This is a genomic window from Modicisalibacter sp. 'Wilcox', assembly GCF_010993675.1.
Classification (GTDB): domain Bacteria; phylum Pseudomonadota; class Gammaproteobacteria; order Pseudomonadales; family Halomonadaceae; genus Modicisalibacter; species Modicisalibacter tunisiensis.
The window spans coordinates 98,792-115,506 of the sequence record NZ_WNXF01000007.1; the positions used below are offsets into that span (position 1 = coordinate 98,792).

Genomic DNA, 16,715 nt, shown 5'->3' on the forward strand with positions numbered 1-16,715 from the left:
CTGTGATAGCCCTATGGTGACCGATGGACGATCCCGGGAATCACGACCTCGCCGCCCGCACAGGCCCGGGCGGCCGACCCACGCCCCGCTGCCGGCGTCAGCGCAACGCCGGCAGCATGAAGTGCTCGATGGCCTGGCGCACCGACGGCAGCATGACATCGGTATGCGCCATGAGCTCCTCGATCAGCGCCGGCAGGCCGGGCACCCCGACCTCGAGATGCTTGCGTATCGCCATCCTCGCGCAGGTTTCCGGGCAGGCATGCTCGGGCAGACGAATGTCCAGCGCCTGCAGGCGTGAACGGAAGTCATCGCCGTCGATCAGTTCGACAATCATCATCACCGTCCCCTCCCGTCGTCGGATGCCGGCCCCGGCCGGCACACATGGGCTTTCACCTTGATACTCACCTGTCGGCGGCCGGCATGCAATCGCGCCCGTCGGCCGCCTGCCGGGCATGACCAGCTCCAGGTCGCAACCAGACAACCCCGGCGCGTTGCGCCGCGAGCATGTACGCCCGCGTCGGTTTCAGGCAATCACGCCACCCGGGTCGGGCGAAGAATCGCCGAGTCGCGCACGCCGCGCGCCACCGCGTTACAACAACACAAGAGGAACGCCCATGAAACACGATGAACCCGCCCTGCGGCCGGGGCAGGACAACACGCAAGTGCTGGGGCTCGACTTCCACCATCCGGTCTTCCCCCTGTCGGCGGTCGCCATCCTCGGCTTCATCATCTATGCCCTGGTCTACCCGGACGCGGCCAATACCCAGATGGTAGCGGCCCGCACCTGGGCCATCGAGCATTTCGACTGGCTGTTCATGATCGCCGGCAACCTCTTCGTGGTCTTCTGCCTGGCGATGATCGTGTTGCCGGTGGGCCGCATTCGCCTGGGCGGCCCGGCGGCCCGCCCCGAGTTCTCCTACCCGTCGTGGTTCGCCATGCTGTTCGCCGCGGGCATGGGCATCGGTTTGATGTTCTGGAGCGTCGCCGAGCCGGTGGCCTACTACACCGCCTGGTACGGGACGCCGCTCAACGTGCCCGCCGGCACCCCCCAGGCGATGAGCGCCGCCATGGGCGCCACCCTCTACCACTGGGGCCTGCACCCGTGGGCGATCTATGCCGTGGTGGCCCTGTCGCTGGCCTTCTTCGCCTTCAACAAGGGCCTGCCGCTGACCCTGCGCTCCGCCTTCCATCCGCTGCTGGGGGAACGGACCCGGGGCTGGCCGGGCCACATCATCGACATCGTCGCCGTGCTGGCGACCATCTTCGGCCTGGCCACCTCGCTCGGCCTCGGCGCCACCCAGGCCGCCGGCGGCCTGGCCTATCTGTTCGGTGTCCCCGACACGCTGGGCACCCAGATCGCGATCATCGTGGTGGTCAGCGCGATCGCGCTGTTCTCGGTGTGGCGGGGGCTCGACGGCGGCGTCAAGCTGTTCTCCAACATCAACATGGTGATCGCCGCCGCCCTGCTGCTGTTCGTCATCGTTGCCGGCCCGACGCTGACGATCCTGGCCGGCATCGGGGGCGCGACCCGCGACTACCTGACCCACATCCTGCCGCTGTCGAACTGGATCGGCCGCGATGACACGACCTGGCTCCACGGCTGGACGGTCTTCTACTGGGCGTGGTGGATCTCCTGGTCACCGTTCGTCGGCATGTTCATCGCCCGGGTCTCCTACGGGCGCACCGTGCGCGAATTCCTGATCGCCGTGCTGCTGGTTCCTACCCTGGTGACGATCGTGTGGATGAGCGCCTTCGGGGGCACCGCCCTGCACCAGGCCGCCAGCGGGGTCGGCGCGCTGGCCGGGGGCATCGACGATGTCTCGCTGGCAATGTTCCACATGCTGGCGCAGCTGCCCCTGAGCGGTATCACCTCGAGCCTGGCGATCGTGCTGGTGCTGGTGTTCTTCATCACCTCGTCGGACTCGGGTTCGCTGGTGATCGACAGCATCACCGCCGGCGGCAAGCTCGACGCCCCGAAGAGTCAGCGCGTGTTCTGGGCGACGCTGGAGGGCATGATCGCCGGTGCCCTGCTCTATGGCGGCGGCAATCAGGCCCTGGATGCGCTGCAGGCAGGTGCCGTCACCACCGGGCTGCCCTTCACGGTGGTGCTGCTGGCGATGTGCTTCAGCCTCTACAAGGGCCTGCACGACGAGCACCGGCTCACCCTGGCCGCGGCCGCTTCCTGAGGGCCACACACGACAACGGGGCGCCGCGGCGCCCCGTTGTCGTCACGTCCGGGCCATGCCCGGCACGGGTCCGGTTCAGGACTTGTTGGCCATTCCCTGGACCCGCTTCATCAGCTCGGGATCCTGCTGGATCGCCTGGCCGATGGCGTTGAAGGTCTCGACGGTCAGGCCGCTGTCCTGCACGACGGACACCATCTTGTCATTGGCTTCCTTGCGGATCGCCTGCTGCTTGGACTGGTCGTCGGTGCCCTGCAGCTTCTGGGTGTATTTCTGCGAGATCGCGGCGATCTGCTGCGACGCATCGGCGAACTGCTGCAGTTGCTCATCGGTGAAGTCCTGCGCCGTCGGCGCGGCCTGCTGCGTCTGCTGCTGAGCCTGGCCGCCGGTGTCCTGGGCCATGGCGGGGGCCGAGATCATGCCGGCCGTGAGCAGCGTCGCAGCGAACAGGGCTGTGAGCTTTTGCATCGATAACCTCCAGATTGAGTGTAACGTGTACGGACTCTGACGGCGGTGTTCCGCGAGGGTTCCTGAATTTCCTGTAACGTATTGAAAATTCAAGTTCCACCGCCTCTACATCCGTCGGCCGGGAGCGACAGGCCGCCCCCGGGACGCTCAATCCCGCTCGAGCCAGGCGATGATCGCCTCGATTCCCTCCAGCAGTGACCGGCTCGCCGGGTGCTCGCGCACCGGGCCTTGCGCCTCGAGCAGGCTGGCACCGTCGAAATCAACATAGGCCAGGCGTGCCGTCAACTGCTCCGGCCGACAGCCGAAGGCGCTGCCCGGCAGCAGGGCCACGCCCGCCTCGTCGAGCAGCCGACGCGTCAGCTCGGCGCTGGTGGTGATCCCGCGCCGGGCCAGCGACTCGCGGAAGGCCCCGAAATCCGGGAACAGATAGAAGCCGCCATCCGGCGCATGCACCCGCACCCCGGCCTCGCCCAGCCGACTCGCGCAGAGCTGCCCCAGCTCGGCCAGGATCATGCGCTGGCGCTCGACATAGGCTCTCAGCGCCGGGGTCAGCGTATAGGCGGTGATGGCCGCGTACTGGACGGGGCTGGTCACGCTCGACCAGGTTTCCGAGGCCAGACCGATGATGCGCTGGAACAGCGCGTCGCCCAGCGCCGCCGGCACATGCATGACGCCCAGCCGCCAGCCGCCGGCCCCGCACCACTTGGACAGGCCGCTGGTGGTCACCGTGCCCTCGGGGTAGTCGCGGGCGAAGGCGCGATGTGCACCGGCATGGTCGAGCATCGCGTAGATCTCGTCGGCCAGCACCAGTACCCCGTGGCGGCGGGCGACCTCGGCGAGGCGCTGCTGGCTCTCGGCATCCGGCGACAGCCCCGTGGGGTTGCCCGGCGCGTTGAGAATCAGCACCTTCAGCCGTTCGGGAGCGTCGCGGCAGCAGGCGTCCAGCTGCTCGGCGGTCACCTGCCAGCGGGTCGCGAAGTCGGCCTCGAGGCGCACCGCGCGCTGCCCCGCCAGACGCGCCTGAGGCGCGTAGGACACCCAGGCCGGCGCGGGAATGAGGATGTCCGCCGCCGGCAGCGACTTCATCAGGGCGAACAGCAGCAGCTTGCTGCCCGGCCCCACCACCACGCGCGACGCCTCCCAGGCCGTCCCGTCGGTGTCCCGATGGAACGCCGCCACCTGCTCGCGCAGCGCCGGCAGCCCCTGCACGGGCAGATAGGCCTTCTCGCCGGCATGCTCGGCAAGCGCCGCCACCGCCGGCGCAAACACCGGGAACGGCGACTGGCCGAAGCCGAACTTGTGGATGCGGCGTCCGCCCGCCTCGAGCAGACGCGACTGCTCGTTGATCAGCAGGGTATCCGAGGACGGCGTGGCCGCCTCGGCCTGCCGATAGCCGGCCTCGAGCCGCTGGGCGAGAGACGCCGACTCGGCGGGAAAGGGTTCGGACGTGTCGTCGTGATGGATCGCGGTGGTCATCGTGGCCTCCTTGGAAGGCGCTGGGGGTGGGGATCGCCGGGTCATTCGATGTTCAGGCGGGCGATCAACGCCTCGCGACGGCGGATCGCCGCCACCGCCTCGCTGCCCATTTCCCGGGCCAGGCGGGAGAGCAGCAGCTCCACCAGCAGGAACAGACTGCTCATGGGATTGAAGAAGAACGGCCCCTCGGCGGGCGCCGTGAGGGTGCAGTCGGTGAGTCGTGCCAGCTGGGAGCGGGCGTGATTGGTCAGGGCGATCAGCCCCGCGCCCTGCTCCACCGCCAGACGGCAGTAGTCCACGCTGATGCGGGTCTCGGGGCGGAAGGCGATGCCGATCACCAGATCGCTGGCGTCCAGGTGCAGGGCCTGTTCGACGGTGACGCCCGCCTGGGACGACACCAGCTGCACGTCGCGGCGCAGGTAGTCGAGGTAGTAGGCCAGGTAGTGCGCGGCGCCGTAGCTGGCCCGCAGCCCCACCACGTGCACGCGGCGTGCGCTCAGGATGCGTTCGACGGCACGCTCGAGGCAGACCGCGTCGAGCCCGCTGACGGCCGCGGACAGGTTGGCCATCTCCTGCTGCCAGAGCGCCTGGTCCTGGAAGGCATCAGGGCCCGCCTCGGGCGTCTCGCCGAAGTCCAGCAGGCGCTCGGCGCGGGTAGAGTAGAAGGTGCTGCCGGTGAGGTCGCGGCGGAACAGCGCCTGGAAGGCCTTGAAGCCGGAGAAGCCCAGGGCCTGCGACAGGCGCGTCAGCATCGAGGCATTGGCGCGATGACGCTCGGCCAGCTGCGAGATGGTCGACACGCCCACCTGTTCCGGCTCGGCCACCAGCGACTCGAGCAGCGCCAGCGCCCTGGGCGACAGGCGCGGCAGGGCCGCATCGCCCTCGCGCAGCCGGGGCAGCCAGGCCTGCAGCGTATCGAAGTCGGCGGGGGCCGCGTCCTGCTTCATGGTCATGCCTCTTGCCCGATCATGGCCTCAGGCTAGGATGGCCGGCGGCGATTTGCAAATAAATTTTCAAAATGAAAATTTATTATCATTTCCGGTCGTCGGGCCACCGATCCAGCTCGCCGCCAATGAAAACGGGCGCCCGCAGGCGCCCGTGTCGTGAGCCGTCGCTTCCCCGCCAGGCGACGGGAACGCCACGATCAGCCGTAGACCAGGTCCGGCAGCCAGGTGATCAGCGCCGGGAACACGATCACCAGGAACAGGCCCAGCGCCTGGATGCCCAGGAACGGCAGCGACGAGCGGAAGATCTGCGCCATGGTGATGTGCGGCGGACAGACCCCCTTGATGTAGAACAGCGCATAGCCGAACGGCGGGCTCAGGAACGACATCTGCATGTTGACCAGATAGATGACGCCGAACCACAGCGAGACATCGGCAGCCGAGACCCCGGGCAGGCCGAACAGCCCGTCGAACTCCAGCGGCTGGATCAGCGGCACGAAGATCGGCACCGCCAGCAGCAGGATGCCCACCCAGTCGAGGAACATGCCCAGCGCGATCAGCAGCAGCATCATGATCGCCAGCACGCCGTAGGGCCCCAGCCCGGCGCCCGAGATCAGCTCCTGCACGAAGCTCTGGCCGCCCTGGAGGATGTAGAAGCCGACGAAGATGGTCGCGCCGAAGATGATCCACATCACCATCGCCGTGGCCACCAGCGTGGTCATGCACGCCGCATGCAGGTTGGGCCAGGTCAGCCGGCCGTGCATGGCGGCCACCACCATGGCGCCGAAGGTGCCGATGCCGGCCGCCTCGACCGGCGTGGCCAGGCCGGTGAAGATCACCCCCAGCACCACGACGACCAGGGTGATCGGCGCCAGCATGTTGCGCAGCAGACGCAGCTTCTCCTTCATGCTGACCCGGTCCTCGGGCGGCAGGGGCGGCGCGGTGCGCGGGTTGAGCTTGCCGCGGAACCACACGTAGAAGGCATACATGCCGGCCAGCATCAACCCGGGAATCAGCGACCCCAGGTACAGCTCGCCCACCGACTGCTGGGCGACCACGCCGTAGATGATCGCCAGGATCGACGGCGGAATCAGGATGCCCAGCGTGCCCCCGGCCATGATCGAGCCCAGGGCGATTTCCGGGTCGTAGTTGCGCTTGAGCATCGCCGGCAGCGCGATCAGGCCCATGGTCACCACCGCCGCACCGATCACGCCGACCATCGCCGCGAGCAGCGTGGAGGCGACGATGGTGGCGATCGCCAGGCCCGCCTTGAGGCCGCCCATCCACTTGTAGACGACGTCGAACAGCTCCTCGATCAGACCGGCCTTCTCGAGCACCGCCGCCATGAAGATGAACAGCGGGATCGCCGAGAGCTGGTAGTTGGTCATCATCGGGAAGATGCGCGAGGGCATCATGTTGAGCATGAACTGGTCGCCGACGAGGTAGAGGAAGATCACCCCCAGCCCGCCGGTGACGAACGCCAGCGGCAGCCCCGCCATCAGCACGATCATCAACGAGCCGAACATCAGCGCGGTGAGCGCGCCGATGCCCACGTTGGCCAGGCTGTGCTCGACGCTCAGGGCAAAGGGCTGATAGTCGTTGACCACGATGTTGACGATCTCGAACAGCGTGATCGCCCCCAGCACGATGGCCAGGATCACCAGGAACCAGGCGAAGGGCACGTTGCCGTCACGCGTCGGCAGGGCGTGGCGAAACGACTGATAGTCGCGGATCAGCTGCGCCAGGCCCTGCAGCAGCAGCAGCAGCGCCCCGAGGAACAGCGTGAACTTGATCGGGTAGTACTGGATCGCCCACTCGGTGAACGACACCTCGTTGGCGTAGCCGCTGGCGAAGAACACGCCGTTCTGGTCCATCGACTGCGAGAAGAAGGTCCAGCCGGTGGTCAGCAGCGCCAGCGCGAAGACGAAGAAGAAGATCGAGGTCATCAAATCCAGCGCCGCCTTGGTCAGCGGGCGGCCCCGGGTGTAGAGGATGTCGACCCGCACGTGCCCGCCCTCGCGCAGCGCATAGGCGCCCGCCAGCAGGTACTGCATGCCGAACATCAGGAACATCGACTCGTGGACCCAGTTGGTCGGCGAGTTGAGGGCATAGCGGACGAACACCTCATAGCAGTAGGCGAACGGTGCGATCAACGCCCAGTAGGCCACGTAGCGTCCCGAGAACCCGGAGATCCTGTCGATGATTCGCGTCAGGCCATTGCCCGGCGGATGAAAGGCGCCCTCGTGCGACGATACCGGCACCTCGCCGGCCGTCGAACCGCTGACCCGACCGCCACGCCGAAAGCTGCGATCGACCAGGAACATCACTACCAGCGGCAGGACCAGCAGGACCGCCCAGTACAGCCAGTGAGGCAGCACGAAATTGACTTCTAGGTTCATTGCACCTCTCCCGTCAGCGCGGCCAGGGAACCGCGACGGTGCCAAGCATTCATGTCGTCAGAGTGCCCCGCCGCCGGCGCTGCCGGGGCGGGGAGAGTCCGGCAGGCGCCGGGTCAGGCGTCCAGCGAGTAGTCCTTGATGTCCTCGTCGGTCACCAGGGCCACCGCCGGGTCCTGCATGGTCTTCAGGTGGGCGCGGAACAGCTTGGCGGCGTCCGGGTCCTTGTTGGCCCACTTGAACCACAGCGGGATCGCCGCCTTGCGGAAGCGGTCGGCGTCGTCCTCGGAGAGGTGGATGATCTCCACGCCCTTCTCGCGGTACTTGGGCCAGGCCTCGGCGTTGGCCTTCTGGATCGCCGCGTAGTGATCGCGGGAATAGGCCGAGACCAGCTCGTGCATGAGGTCCTGGGTCTGCGGCGACATGCGCTCGTAGACGCGCCGGTTGACGGCGATGTCCATCAGGTCGACGGCCTGGTGCAGGCAGGGCGTGGAGGGCGGGCCCATGATGATGTACTTGGCCACCTGCCAGAAGCCCAGCTCGTAGTTGACCGCCGCGCCGGTATAGTCGGCCGCGTCGATGGTGCCCTTCTCCAGCGCCGGGTACACCTCGGAGCCGGGCAGCAGCGTGGTCCGCGCGCCGATCGAGGCGAAGGTCTCGGCGACGATCCCGCCGGGCATGCGCAGCTTGATGCCCTTGAAGTCGTCGAAGCTTCTCAGCGGCACCTTGGAATGGATCAGGTTGAGGTCGTGGTGGACGTAGCCCAGCAGTTCCTGGCCCTGCTTGTGATAGAGATCCTTGGCAATGCCGAAGCCGCCGTAGGCACCGAACATCATGTCCCACTGGTGCGGCATCGACAGCCCCATCGGATAGGCGGTCAGGAACACCCCGGCGGGCATCTTGCCGGGCCAGTAGACGGTGAACCAGTTCTGGCCGTCGAGCACGCCGTTGCGCACCGCATCGGCGACCTCGAAGGCCCCGGCCACCGCGCCGGCCGGGAAGGGCTTGATGGTCACCTCTCCGCCCGTCAGCTCCTGGACGCTGTTGGCCCAGGTCTCGAAGGTCTTGTACCCGGTCGTCCCCGGCTGCCAGGAGGACTGCATACGGATCTGGATGCCCTGCTGGGCCTGGACGTTGCCGACCCAGGGGGCCGCGACGGCGGCGGCGGAGCCCACGGCGGCGCCCTTGAGGAAGCGGCGCCGCGTGGTGGATTGCGACACCGTCGCGCTCAGGTTATCGGTCGCTTGAGCATCGGTGGCAGGCGTCTTGGGCGTTTTGTCTTGCATGGCAAGGTCTCCTGGGAATCAGGCCACCCTGGCGGATGCAGGGTGATGTGGCTTGTTGTTCTACCCGTTCTGCCTGACGCGGCAGTACGTCCCGCTGTTCACAGTAGCCGAGTTGCGTTGGCTGACCACTGGCGTCGTCAACGCTTACGGCCACCCCCGATGCCGCCCGACACCCGCCAACGGGCCGCCGGCCACGCCCCGTGCGGCCCGCTGTGGTCATACCAGTTATCCAGCCAATTCAACCTTTTAGACCAAAGCACGACCTTCCGCGGCCGCTTCTGTGCCCGGCCCGGGGCCCCGCGAGAGAGAGCCATGAACGCCACCGGGGCATTTCCCGCCCTTGCGGGCCGGCTTTCCTGCCGACTCGGCCACCGCCGGGCACGCCCCGTCGGCAGGCCGGGGTATACTGCCGGGTAGCCGATCCGCCACTATCCACCCTTGCAAAAGCACACGACGAGCGGTCGCCCGACACCGCCTCCGTAGCCACCAGGGAGCGTTACCATGACCCACTGTGCACGCGTCGACGGCCACTGCGGTCGCTGCGACCAGCCCCTGCCGTTCGATTTCACCATGGCCTTTCAGCCCATCGTCGACGTCGACGAACGCCGTGTCGTGGCCCACGAGGCCCTGGTCCGCGGCAACCAGGGCGAATCGGCCTGGCAGGTCCTGCAGCAAGTGAACGACGCGCTGCTCTACCGCTTCGACCAGGCCTGCCGTGTCAAGGCCATCGAACTGGCCAGCCGCCTTAAAATGCAAGCCATGCTGTCGATCAACTTCCTGCCCAACGCCGTCTACGAGCCGGCCGCCTGCATCCAGGCAACCATGGAAGCCGCCCGGCGCCACGCCTGGCCGACCGAGCGAATCAACTTCGAGATCGTCGAGAGCGAGGCCGTTACCGACCGCCAGCACCTCAAGCGCATCGTCGACGACTACCGCCAGATGGGGTTTTCCACCGCGCTGGACGATTTCGGCGCGGGTTACGCCAATCTCGACCTGCTCACCGAGCTGCATCCCGACACCCTCAAGCTCGACCGTCAGCTGGTGATGGGGATCGACAGCCATCCGCGCCGCCAGATGCTGGTCGAGACGCTGGTCGCCCTCGCCGACCGGCTCGGTTGCCGGCTGATCGCCGAGGGCGTGGAAACCCCGGCCGAGTCACGCTGGCTCTATCGGGCGGGGATTGCCCGCCAGCAGGGCTACTACTTCGCCCGGCCGGCGGTGGAAGCCCTGCCGAGCGTACCGCCCGAGCGCTTCAGCGAGGTTCACGGCGACGGACGACCGGCGGGGTGACCGGCGGCCGGGCGGCAAGGCAGCGCAAAACAATGAGCGTTTATATAATTATCAGGCTATGGTATTTTGGCGCGACGAGACCCCGCGCTGTCGCGGGTTCAGGGATTCGACTCGAGAACACATCGCCATACCATGCCCATGTCACGCTACGTCACGCCGCTCGCCCTGCTGTGTACCGGCCTGCTCGCCTCGCCGTTCGCCGCCGCGACCGACCTCTATTCGCTCAAGGTCAGCAACGACCTGTTCTCGTCCAGCGAGGATGGCCACTACTCCAGCGGAGTCGAGCTCAGCCGCACCACCCTGCCCGAGGCCGACCACTGGTCGCGGCGCTTCGCCGACTGGCTGCCCGGCTGGCAGGCCGACGATGTCGATGCCGTCAGCTATCACCTGGCGCATCAGATCTACACTCCCAACGACATCAGGCGCCGCCATCCACGCGGCGACGATCGCCCCTATGCCGGGGTGCTGCTCGGCGGGGTCTCGTTCTTCGCCGATGAGGAACACGATGGCTGGCGCGAGGCCTCGATGCTCGACCTGCAGCTCGGCTGGGTGGGCCCCGCCGCGGGCGGCGCCGTGCTGCAGGACCGCGTCCACAAGATGACCGGCAGCGACGACCCCAGGGGCTGGAGCCACCAGCTCGACAACGAGCCGCTGCTCGGGGTCGCCGGCAACAAGGCCTGGTGGTGGCAGGACCGGCTGGCCGGGCTGGAGTGGGAGTACGGTCCCAGCACCTCTTTTCAGGTCGGCAACCTCTACGACTACGTGGGCGGCGGTGGGGCGATTCGCTTCGGCGAGGGTCTCGACAAGAGCTTCGGCATTCCCAGCGTCGCCCCGGCCCTGGGCGGACGCCAGGGCTTCCGGGCCGGTGGCGGCTTCGGCTGGTACGGTTTCCTCGGGGTCGAGGGGCGCTACATGGCCCACAACCTGCTGCTCGACGGCAACTCCTTCAAGGACAGCCCCAGCGTCGACCGGCGCGAATGGGTGGGCGACCTGAGCGCCGGCGCCGTCATCAGCTGGGACAACTGGCAGATCGCCTTCACCAGCGTCTGGCGTACCCGCGAATTCGAGAGCCAGGACAGCGCCGACCACTTCGGCTCGATCACCCTGTCGAAATGGCTGTAGCGACCGGCGTCTGCCGGCGAGGCGGATCGTCGCGAACCTAGCCGATCCCGACCCGGCCGCGGCCGGCCTGCTTGCCGCGATACAGGGCCCGATCGGCGGCGGCGATCAGTGCCTCGGCGCTCGCCTCGCCACCGCGGCTCGCGGCGACGCCGAGGGTCAGGGTAGGACGCCGGGGATCGCTCCGTGCCGACTGGATGACCCGCTCGCAGAGACGCTCGGCGATCTGGCGGGCCTCCTCGTGGCCGGCGCCGGGCAGCACCGCGAGGAATTCGTCGCCGGCGTAGCGCCCCACCTGGTCATCGCCACGCAGCTGGCTGCTCAGGACCTGCGCCACCCAGTTCAACGCCTGATCCCCCGCCGCATGGCCGTACTGATCATTGATGGTCTTGAAACGGTCGACGTCGATCATCAGCACGCCCACGCTCCCCTGGGTGGCGGCACTCGCGGCCAGGGCCGCCTCGAGTGCCGCCAGGATTCCCCGGCGATTGGGCAGGCCGGTGAGCGCATCCTGGTTGGCGGCATCCTCGGTGACCCGCTTCCAGGCCACGAAGTGACGAGCCATGGCATTCAGGTAGCCGGCCACGGCCCCCAGCTCGTCGCCGGCGTCCGTGTCGGCGCGCGCCGTGAGATCGCCCGCGCCGAGCCGCTGAACGGTCCGCCCCAGGGCACGCACCGGGCGAACGATGGAGTGGACGATCAGCACGAGCCCCGCGGTCGCGATCAGCAGTGTCACTCCCCAGGCACCGACCAGCCACTCGAGCTGGCGCTGCTGGGTCTGGACGGCCCGCGCCGCCCGTCGCTTGATGGCCGTCGACAGATGGGTCTGGACCTGCTGCAGATCACCGATGGCGGACGCGAGACGCCGGCGGACACTGACAAAGCCCGGCGTGTCACCGGCCAGGTGCAGGGGGCGAGCCTGCTCGACCAGCCCCTCGATGGCCGGCCGTGCGGCCTGCCAGGCGGAACGGGCCCGAGCGACGCTCTGCCGCGACAGGTCGCGATCGGGTGTGGTGCCGGCGAGCTGTGCGAACAGCCGGTCGACGGCACCGGTCAGGCCACCGTAGTCGGGCACGGGCTCGCCGGTCTCCGCCGCCAGGACATCGGTCAGGGCACGCTGCAGGTCATACTCGAGGGTGGCCAGCGGCACCAGCAGCGTCACCGCTTCCTCCACGGAGCGATGCAGCCGGGCCTCCTGACGCTCGAGCACCACCACGCTGACGACGATCAGCACCGTCATCGGCACCACCAGAACCGCCACCGCCATCGCCAGCCGTTTTCCCACCGAGAGCCGCCGCAGCAGCGACTCGACCTTGCGCAATGCTCGCTTCATGGATCTCGCGGACTCGCGTCTTGCCACGCCGGGCGTGTGCATGAATGAGGCCCAATTGGGCCGCATTCCCGAGATCATGACAAGTCGAGTCCACTCACCGCTTAGCGCCGCAGCACGCCCTCTTCATGAAGCAGCTTGAAGATCGCCTCGGCGCCCTGCTCGGGCGTCGCGTCGGTCAGCACCTGCCCGCCGCCGCCTTCCGCCTTGGCGGCGGCGGCCTTGAAGCGATCCCGCGCCGAGGCGGCCTTGACCACCTTGAGCCGCTTGGGACGCGGCCGCGCGGGCTCCAGCGTCCAGTCGGCCAGCGCCGTGTCGGGGCGCGACGCCTGTTCGCTGACAGCCAGCGCGCCGCGCCGGGCCGGGCCGAAGGCACTCTGGCGAGGAGCGGGTGCCGCCTCGTCGACGGTGATCACCGCCGGCAGGCGAAGGCGCAGCCGGCGACGCTGGCCGCGCGGCAGCGCCTGCAGCAGGGTGACATGCTCCGGCTCGACGCGTTCGATCTCGGCCAGCCCGGTGACGATCGGCCAGCCCAGCGACTCGGCCAGCAGGTAGGGCAGCAGCCCCGAGCCCTCGCCGGTTTCCGCCCGGGTGCCGCACAGCAGCAGCCGCGGCGGAGCCTCGCGCAGCGCGTCCGTCAATGCCGGCAGGACATCGGCATCGCCGGCCTGCTCGATCAGCGTCAGCGCCTCGAAGCCCATGCCCAGATAGCCCCGCAGGGCGGCCTCGCTGTCGGTCTCGTGGTGCCCGGCGTGAATCAACTGCACCCGGGCATGGTCCAGGGCGAGCGCCGCCTCCACGGCACGGGCATCCTGATCGGCCCGCCGGGTCCGGCCGGTCACCGGATGGCGGCCGATCGAGACCAGCACCGCCACATCCAGCGCCCCGGCGGCGTTCTTCGTCGTCTCATGCGGCATCACGCTTGCCTCCGTCTTCCTGGCGCGCCTGCTCGACGCGCGTCACCAGTGCCTCGAGAATCGCCGCGCTGTCGCCGATCACGGCCAGATCGGCCCGCTTGATCATGTCGCAGCCGGGGTCGACGTTGACGGCCACCACCTTGTCGCAGCGCTGGATCCCCTGCAGGTGCTGGATGGCGCCGCTGATGCCCACGGCCACGTAGACCCGCGCGGTCACCCAGGTGCCGGTGGCGCCCACCTGGCGGTCGCGCGGCATGAAGCCGTCGTCCACCGCCACCCGCGACGCCCCCTCGGTGGCGCCGAGCGCCGTGGCGGCCCGGTGGTAGCCCTCCCAGTCGCGGATGCCGTTGCCGGCGGCGAGGATGAACTCCGCCTCGCCCAGCGCCACGCTGGCCGGATCGACGGCCACCGCGCCCAGGTCCTCGACCCGCGAGAAGGCCTCCGGCAGGGCCGGCGGCGCGAGCGGGCGTGCCGCATGCACGGTCTCGCTGACCGGCTCGGCACACTCCGCCAGCGCCAGCGCCACCCGCGGCAGGTCGCGCCGGATGTCGAGCGAGCCCGCCGCGCCGCGGCAGGTGGCATGCCAGCCCAGGGCGCTGCCGGCGTCCGGCTCGATCTGCCAGAGTCCGGCGGCCGGTCGCTCGCCCAGCCGCGCCGCCAGACGGCGGCCGAGCTCGCCACCGCCCAGCGCGGAGTCCGGCAGCAGCCAGTGACGCGGTGACAGCGACTCCTCGATGGCACTCAGCGCCGCGATCCGCGCCTCGGGCGCATAGCCGGCAAGGCGCGGTTCATCGAGGGTGACCAGGCGATCGACGCCGGCCTCGGCAAAGCCGCTCTCGCGGGCCTCGCCGAAGACGATCGCCACCACCGCCCCGGGCGCCTGCGGGTCGGCATCGGCCAGCCGGCGGGCCAGCCCCAGCAGGTCACGGTCGTGGGACGACAGGCGGCCCCCGGCGAGGTCGGGCACCACCGCCACCAGGAACGCCGGCGACTCGATCTCGACACGCTGCCGGGCCGGCTGGCCGTCGCCACGGTCGCCCGCCGACGACCGGCCGGCGCCCTGCTGCACGCCACTGCGATCGATGCGCTTGATGCCGTTGGGGCCGGTGAAGCCGACGGCATGCGGATCGCGGCGTATCCGGCCGTTGGGGCCCGGCCACTCGCTGGGCGCGGCGCCCTCGCCCAGCTCGGCGAGCACGTCGAGATGCTCGGGGTGCAGACGGTTGCGAGCGATCCACTCCTTGCGGGGATCGCGGCGGATGATGTCGCTCATGCGGCCTCCTCCTCGGTGACATGCCGCCGGTCCTTCACCGGCGCACTCTCGTCCAGGGCATCGGCGACCAGTTCGGCGATATCCTTGACCGCGGCACGGTCGTCGGCCACCACGCCCTCGAGCATGGCGGTGCACTGCGGGCAGCCCACCGCGACCAGATCGGCGCCGGTTTCGCTCACGTCGTTCATGCGCATGTCGGGGATCCGCTGCTTGCCGGGGATGTCGGTGATCGGCGCGCCACCGCCGCCGCCGCAGCAGCGCGAGCGATAGCCGGAACGCGCCATCTCGACCCGCTCCACGCCGAGAGCGTCGAGTACCGCTCGTGGCGCGGCGTATTCGCCATTGTAGCGGCCCAGATAGCAGGGGTCGTGGTAGGTCACCCGACCCAGCCGACTGGCCTTCAGGGACAGCCAGCCGGCCTCGAGCAGCTCGTTGATGTAGGTGCTGTGGTGGCTGACCTCGTAGTTACCGCCCAGCTCGCCGTATTCGTTCTTGAGCACGTGGAAGCTGTGCGGGTCGCAGGTGATGATGCGATCGAAGCGGTACTGGGCCAGGGTGGCGATGTTGCGACGCGCCAGGCTCTGGAAGGTCGCCTCGTCGCCCAGCCGCCGGGCCACGTCACCGCTGTCGCGCTCCTCGTTGCCGAGTACCGCGAAATCGACCCCGGCGGCACGCAGGATCTTGACCATCGAACGCAGGGTACGCTGATTGCGCATGTCGAAGACCCCGTCGCCCAGCCACAGCAGCACCTGGGCCTCGCCGCGCTCGGCCATCAGCGGCAGCTCGAGATCCGCCGCCCAGTGCAGGCGCGAGCCGGGATCGAAGCCACCGGGATTGTCGGTGGCGATCAGGTTGTCGAGCACCTCGGCGCCCTTGTTGGGGGTATTGCCGTGCTCCAGCGTCAAGAAGCGGCGCATGTCGACGATGGCATCGACGTGCTCGATCATCATCGGGCACTCCTCGACACAGGCGCGGCAGGTGGTGCAGGACCACAGCGTCTCGGCGTCGACCAGGGCGGTGCCCTCGCGGGCGACGATCGGCCCGTGGGGGGCGCCGGCATGCTCGCCGACGGCCTTGCCGGGATACGACGAACCGGCGTAGTTGGCATCGCTGCCGCCCGCCATGCCCACCACCATGTCCTGAATCAGCTTCTTGGGATTGAGCGGCTGGCCGGCGGCAAACGCCGGGCAGACCGCCTCGCAGCGGCCGCACTGCACGCAGGCGTCGAAGCCCAGCAGCTGATTCCAGGTGAAGTCGGCGGGCGTCTCGACGCCCAGCGGGGCCTGATCGTCGTCCAGATCCAGCGCCTTGAGGCCCGTGGAACGCCGTCCCGGACCGGCCGCGGTGGAGAACCGCTCGGCCCGGCGATGAAAGGCCAGATGCAGGGCGCCGGCGAAGGCATGCTTCATCGGCCCGCCCCAGGTCATGCCGAACACCAGTTCGGCCAGCCCCCAGGCCACCGCCGCGGCAAGCAGCACCGCGACCAGCCAGCCACCGGCGTCGGGGGGCAGCACGCCCACCGCCGGCAGGGTGGCCACGAAGATGCCCAGCGAGAACGCCATCAGGCTCTTGGGCAGGCGCATCCAGGGACCCTTCGACAGCCGCGCCGGCGGGTTGATCCGGCGGCGGGCGACGAACAGGCTGCCCACGAACATCGTCGCGCTGGCCGCCAGCAGCAGCCAGCCCAGCACGCCCTCGGCCAGGCCCAGGCCATGGACGACGATCGCCAGCGCCATGGCGGCGACGAAGCCGCCGGCGGTGGCCACGTGGGTGTTGGACATCACCTTGTCGCGCGCCACCACGTGGTGCAGGTCGACCAGGTAACGGCGCGGCACCGCGGCCAGGCCACCCAGAACGGGCACCGGCGACGGTCGCCCCTGGCGCCACAGGCGAATGCGCCGCACGGCGCCGATCGCCGCCAGCGCCAGAGCGGAGAAGATCAGGATCGGCAGGAGGATATCGAGCATCTCGCTCACCTCGTGTTCGGAACCATAAGCGGAGGAATTCGCTTCGCCACCCTGCATGCCCCTGGG

13 protein-coding genes are annotated in these 16,715 nt (G+C 69.0%); 3 read left to right on the forward strand and 10 right to left on the reverse strand.

The window, feature by feature from the left end:
• Nucleotides 1-97 precede the first annotated feature (97 nt).
• Nucleotides 98-337, reverse strand: a complete 240-nt coding sequence (locus G7A98_RS08515; protein WP_163649234.1) for a hypothetical protein — start codon at nucleotides 335-337, stop codon at nucleotides 98-100.
• Nucleotides 338-614: 277 nt separating this feature from the next.
• On the opposite strand from G7A98_RS08515, the gene G7A98_RS08520 reads away from it, so the two are divergent.
• On the forward strand, nucleotides 615-2,186 hold the full coding sequence (locus G7A98_RS08520; protein WP_163649235.1) for a BCCT family transporter: 1,572 nt from the start codon (nucleotides 615-617) through the stop codon (nucleotides 2,184-2,186).
• A 75-nt stretch (nucleotides 2,187-2,261) separates the two neighbouring features.
• Here G7A98_RS08520 and G7A98_RS08525 read toward each other — a convergent pair whose 3' ends face one another.
• The 5 genes from G7A98_RS08525 to dctP form a co-directional block, all read right to left on the reverse strand.
• On the reverse strand, nucleotides 2,262-2,651 hold the full coding sequence (locus G7A98_RS08525; RefSeq protein WP_163649236.1) for a DUF4168 domain-containing protein: 390 nt from the start codon (nucleotides 2,649-2,651) through the stop codon (nucleotides 2,262-2,264).
• A 147-nt stretch (nucleotides 2,652-2,798) separates the two neighbouring features.
• Nucleotides 2,799-4,127, reverse strand: coding sequence for an aminotransferase class I/II-fold pyridoxal phosphate-dependent enzyme (locus tag G7A98_RS08530; protein ID WP_163649237.1), 1,329 nt, complete (start codon nucleotides 4,125-4,127; stop codon nucleotides 2,799-2,801).
• A gap of 41 nt (nucleotides 4,128-4,168) precedes the next feature.
• Nucleotides 4,169-5,074 carry a MurR/RpiR family transcriptional regulator gene (locus G7A98_RS08535; protein WP_240464714.1) on the reverse strand — a complete coding sequence of 302 codons (906 nt, stop codon included), beginning with the start codon at nucleotides 5,072-5,074 and terminating at the stop codon, nucleotides 4,169-4,171.
• 197 nt (nucleotides 5,075-5,271) lie between these two features.
• Nucleotides 5,272-7,470 carry a TRAP transporter large permease subunit gene (locus tag G7A98_RS08540; protein ID WP_163649239.1) on the reverse strand — a complete coding sequence of 733 codons (2,199 nt, stop codon included), beginning with the start codon at nucleotides 7,468-7,470 and terminating at the stop codon, nucleotides 5,272-5,274.
• A gap of 113 nt (nucleotides 7,471-7,583) precedes the next feature.
• Nucleotides 7,584-8,753 (reverse strand): TRAP transporter substrate-binding protein DctP, encoded by a 1,170-nt coding sequence (dctP, locus tag G7A98_RS08545; protein ID WP_163649240.1) that lies wholly within the window; start codon nucleotides 8,751-8,753, stop codon nucleotides 7,584-7,586.
• 501 nt (nucleotides 8,754-9,254) lie between these two features.
• On the opposite strand from dctP, the gene G7A98_RS08550 reads away from it, so the two are divergent.
• Nucleotides 9,255-10,043, forward strand: a complete 789-nt coding sequence (locus tag G7A98_RS08550; protein WP_163649241.1) for an EAL domain-containing protein — start codon at nucleotides 9,255-9,257, stop codon at nucleotides 10,041-10,043.
• 132 nt (nucleotides 10,044-10,175) lie between these two features.
• Nucleotides 10,176-11,165: a lipid A deacylase LpxR family protein gene (locus G7A98_RS08555; RefSeq protein WP_224416632.1), complete on the forward strand. Its 990-nt coding sequence runs from the start codon at nucleotides 10,176-10,178 to the stop codon at nucleotides 11,163-11,165.
• A gap of 37 nt (nucleotides 11,166-11,202) precedes the next feature.
• On the opposite strand, the gene G7A98_RS08560 is transcribed toward G7A98_RS08555, so the two are convergent.
• The 4 genes from G7A98_RS08560 to G7A98_RS08575 form a co-directional block, all read right to left on the reverse strand.
• On the reverse strand, nucleotides 11,203-12,495 hold the full coding sequence (locus tag G7A98_RS08560) for a diguanylate cyclase (RefSeq protein ID WP_163649242.1): 1,293 nt from the start codon (nucleotides 12,493-12,495) through the stop codon (nucleotides 11,203-11,205).
• 101 nt (nucleotides 12,496-12,596) lie between these two features.
• The gene (locus tag G7A98_RS08565) at nucleotides 12,597-13,409 is read right to left on the reverse strand and encodes an electron transfer flavoprotein subunit beta (protein ID WP_163649243.1); all 813 of its coding nucleotides are present in this window, start codon (nucleotides 13,407-13,409) and stop codon (nucleotides 12,597-12,599) included.
• Complete coding sequence (locus G7A98_RS08570; protein ID WP_163649244.1) at nucleotides 13,399-14,682, reverse strand: electron transfer flavoprotein subunit alpha/FixB family protein; 1,284 nt, start codon at nucleotides 14,680-14,682, stop codon at nucleotides 13,399-13,401. The genes G7A98_RS08565 and G7A98_RS08570 overlap by 11 nt, the downstream gene beginning before the upstream one ends.
• Nucleotides 14,679-16,649: a (Fe-S)-binding protein gene (locus G7A98_RS08575; RefSeq protein ID WP_163649245.1), complete on the reverse strand. Its 1,971-nt coding sequence runs from the start codon at nucleotides 16,647-16,649 to the stop codon at nucleotides 14,679-14,681. The genes G7A98_RS08570 and G7A98_RS08575 overlap by 4 nt, the downstream gene beginning before the upstream one ends.
• Nucleotides 16,650-16,715 lie beyond the last annotated feature (66 nt).

Excerpts from the sequence above, each read along its gene's own strand:
- G7A98_RS08555 (WP_224416632.1), top strand. The coding sequence starts at position 10,176 with ATGCCCATGTCACGCTACGTCACGCCGCTCGCCCTGCTGTGTACCGGC.
- G7A98_RS08565 (WP_163649243.1), bottom strand. The coding sequence starts at position 13,409 with ATGCCGCATGAGACGACGAAGAACGCCGCCGGGGCGCTGGATGTGGCG.
- dctP (WP_163649240.1), bottom strand. The coding sequence starts at position 8,753 with ATGCAAGACAAAACGCCCAAGACGCCTGCCACCGATGCTCAAGCGACC.
- G7A98_RS08550 (WP_163649241.1), top strand. The coding sequence starts at position 9,255 with ATGACCCACTGTGCACGCGTCGACGGCCACTGCGGTCGCTGCGACCAG.
- G7A98_RS08575 (WP_163649245.1), bottom strand. The coding sequence starts at position 16,649 with ATGCTCGATATCCTCCTGCCGATCCTGATCTTCTCCGCTCTGGCGCTG.
- G7A98_RS08540 (WP_163649239.1), bottom strand. The coding sequence starts at position 7,470 with ATGAACCTAGAAGTCAATTTCGTGCTGCCTCACTGGCTGTACTGGGCG.
- G7A98_RS08525 (WP_163649236.1), bottom strand. The coding sequence starts at position 2,651 with ATGCAAAAGCTCACAGCCCTGTTCGCTGCGACGCTGCTCACGGCCGGC.
- G7A98_RS08560 (WP_163649242.1), bottom strand. The coding sequence starts at position 12,495 with ATGAAGCGAGCATTGCGCAAGGTCGAGTCGCTGCTGCGGCGGCTCTCG.
- G7A98_RS08515 (WP_163649234.1), bottom strand. The coding sequence starts at position 337 with ATGATGATTGTCGAACTGATCGACGGCGATGACTTCCGTTCACGCCTG.
- G7A98_RS08570 (WP_163649244.1), bottom strand. The coding sequence starts at position 14,682 with ATGAGCGACATCATCCGCCGCGATCCCCGCAAGGAGTGGATCGCTCGC.
- G7A98_RS08520 (WP_163649235.1), top strand. The coding sequence starts at position 615 with ATGAAACACGATGAACCCGCCCTGCGGCCGGGGCAGGACAACACGCAA.
- G7A98_RS08535 (WP_240464714.1), bottom strand. The coding sequence starts at position 5,074 with ATGAAGCAGGACGCGGCCCCCGCCGACTTCGATACGCTGCAGGCCTGG.
- G7A98_RS08530 (WP_163649237.1), bottom strand. The coding sequence starts at position 4,127 with ATGACCACCGCGATCCATCACGACGACACGTCCGAACCCTTTCCCGCC.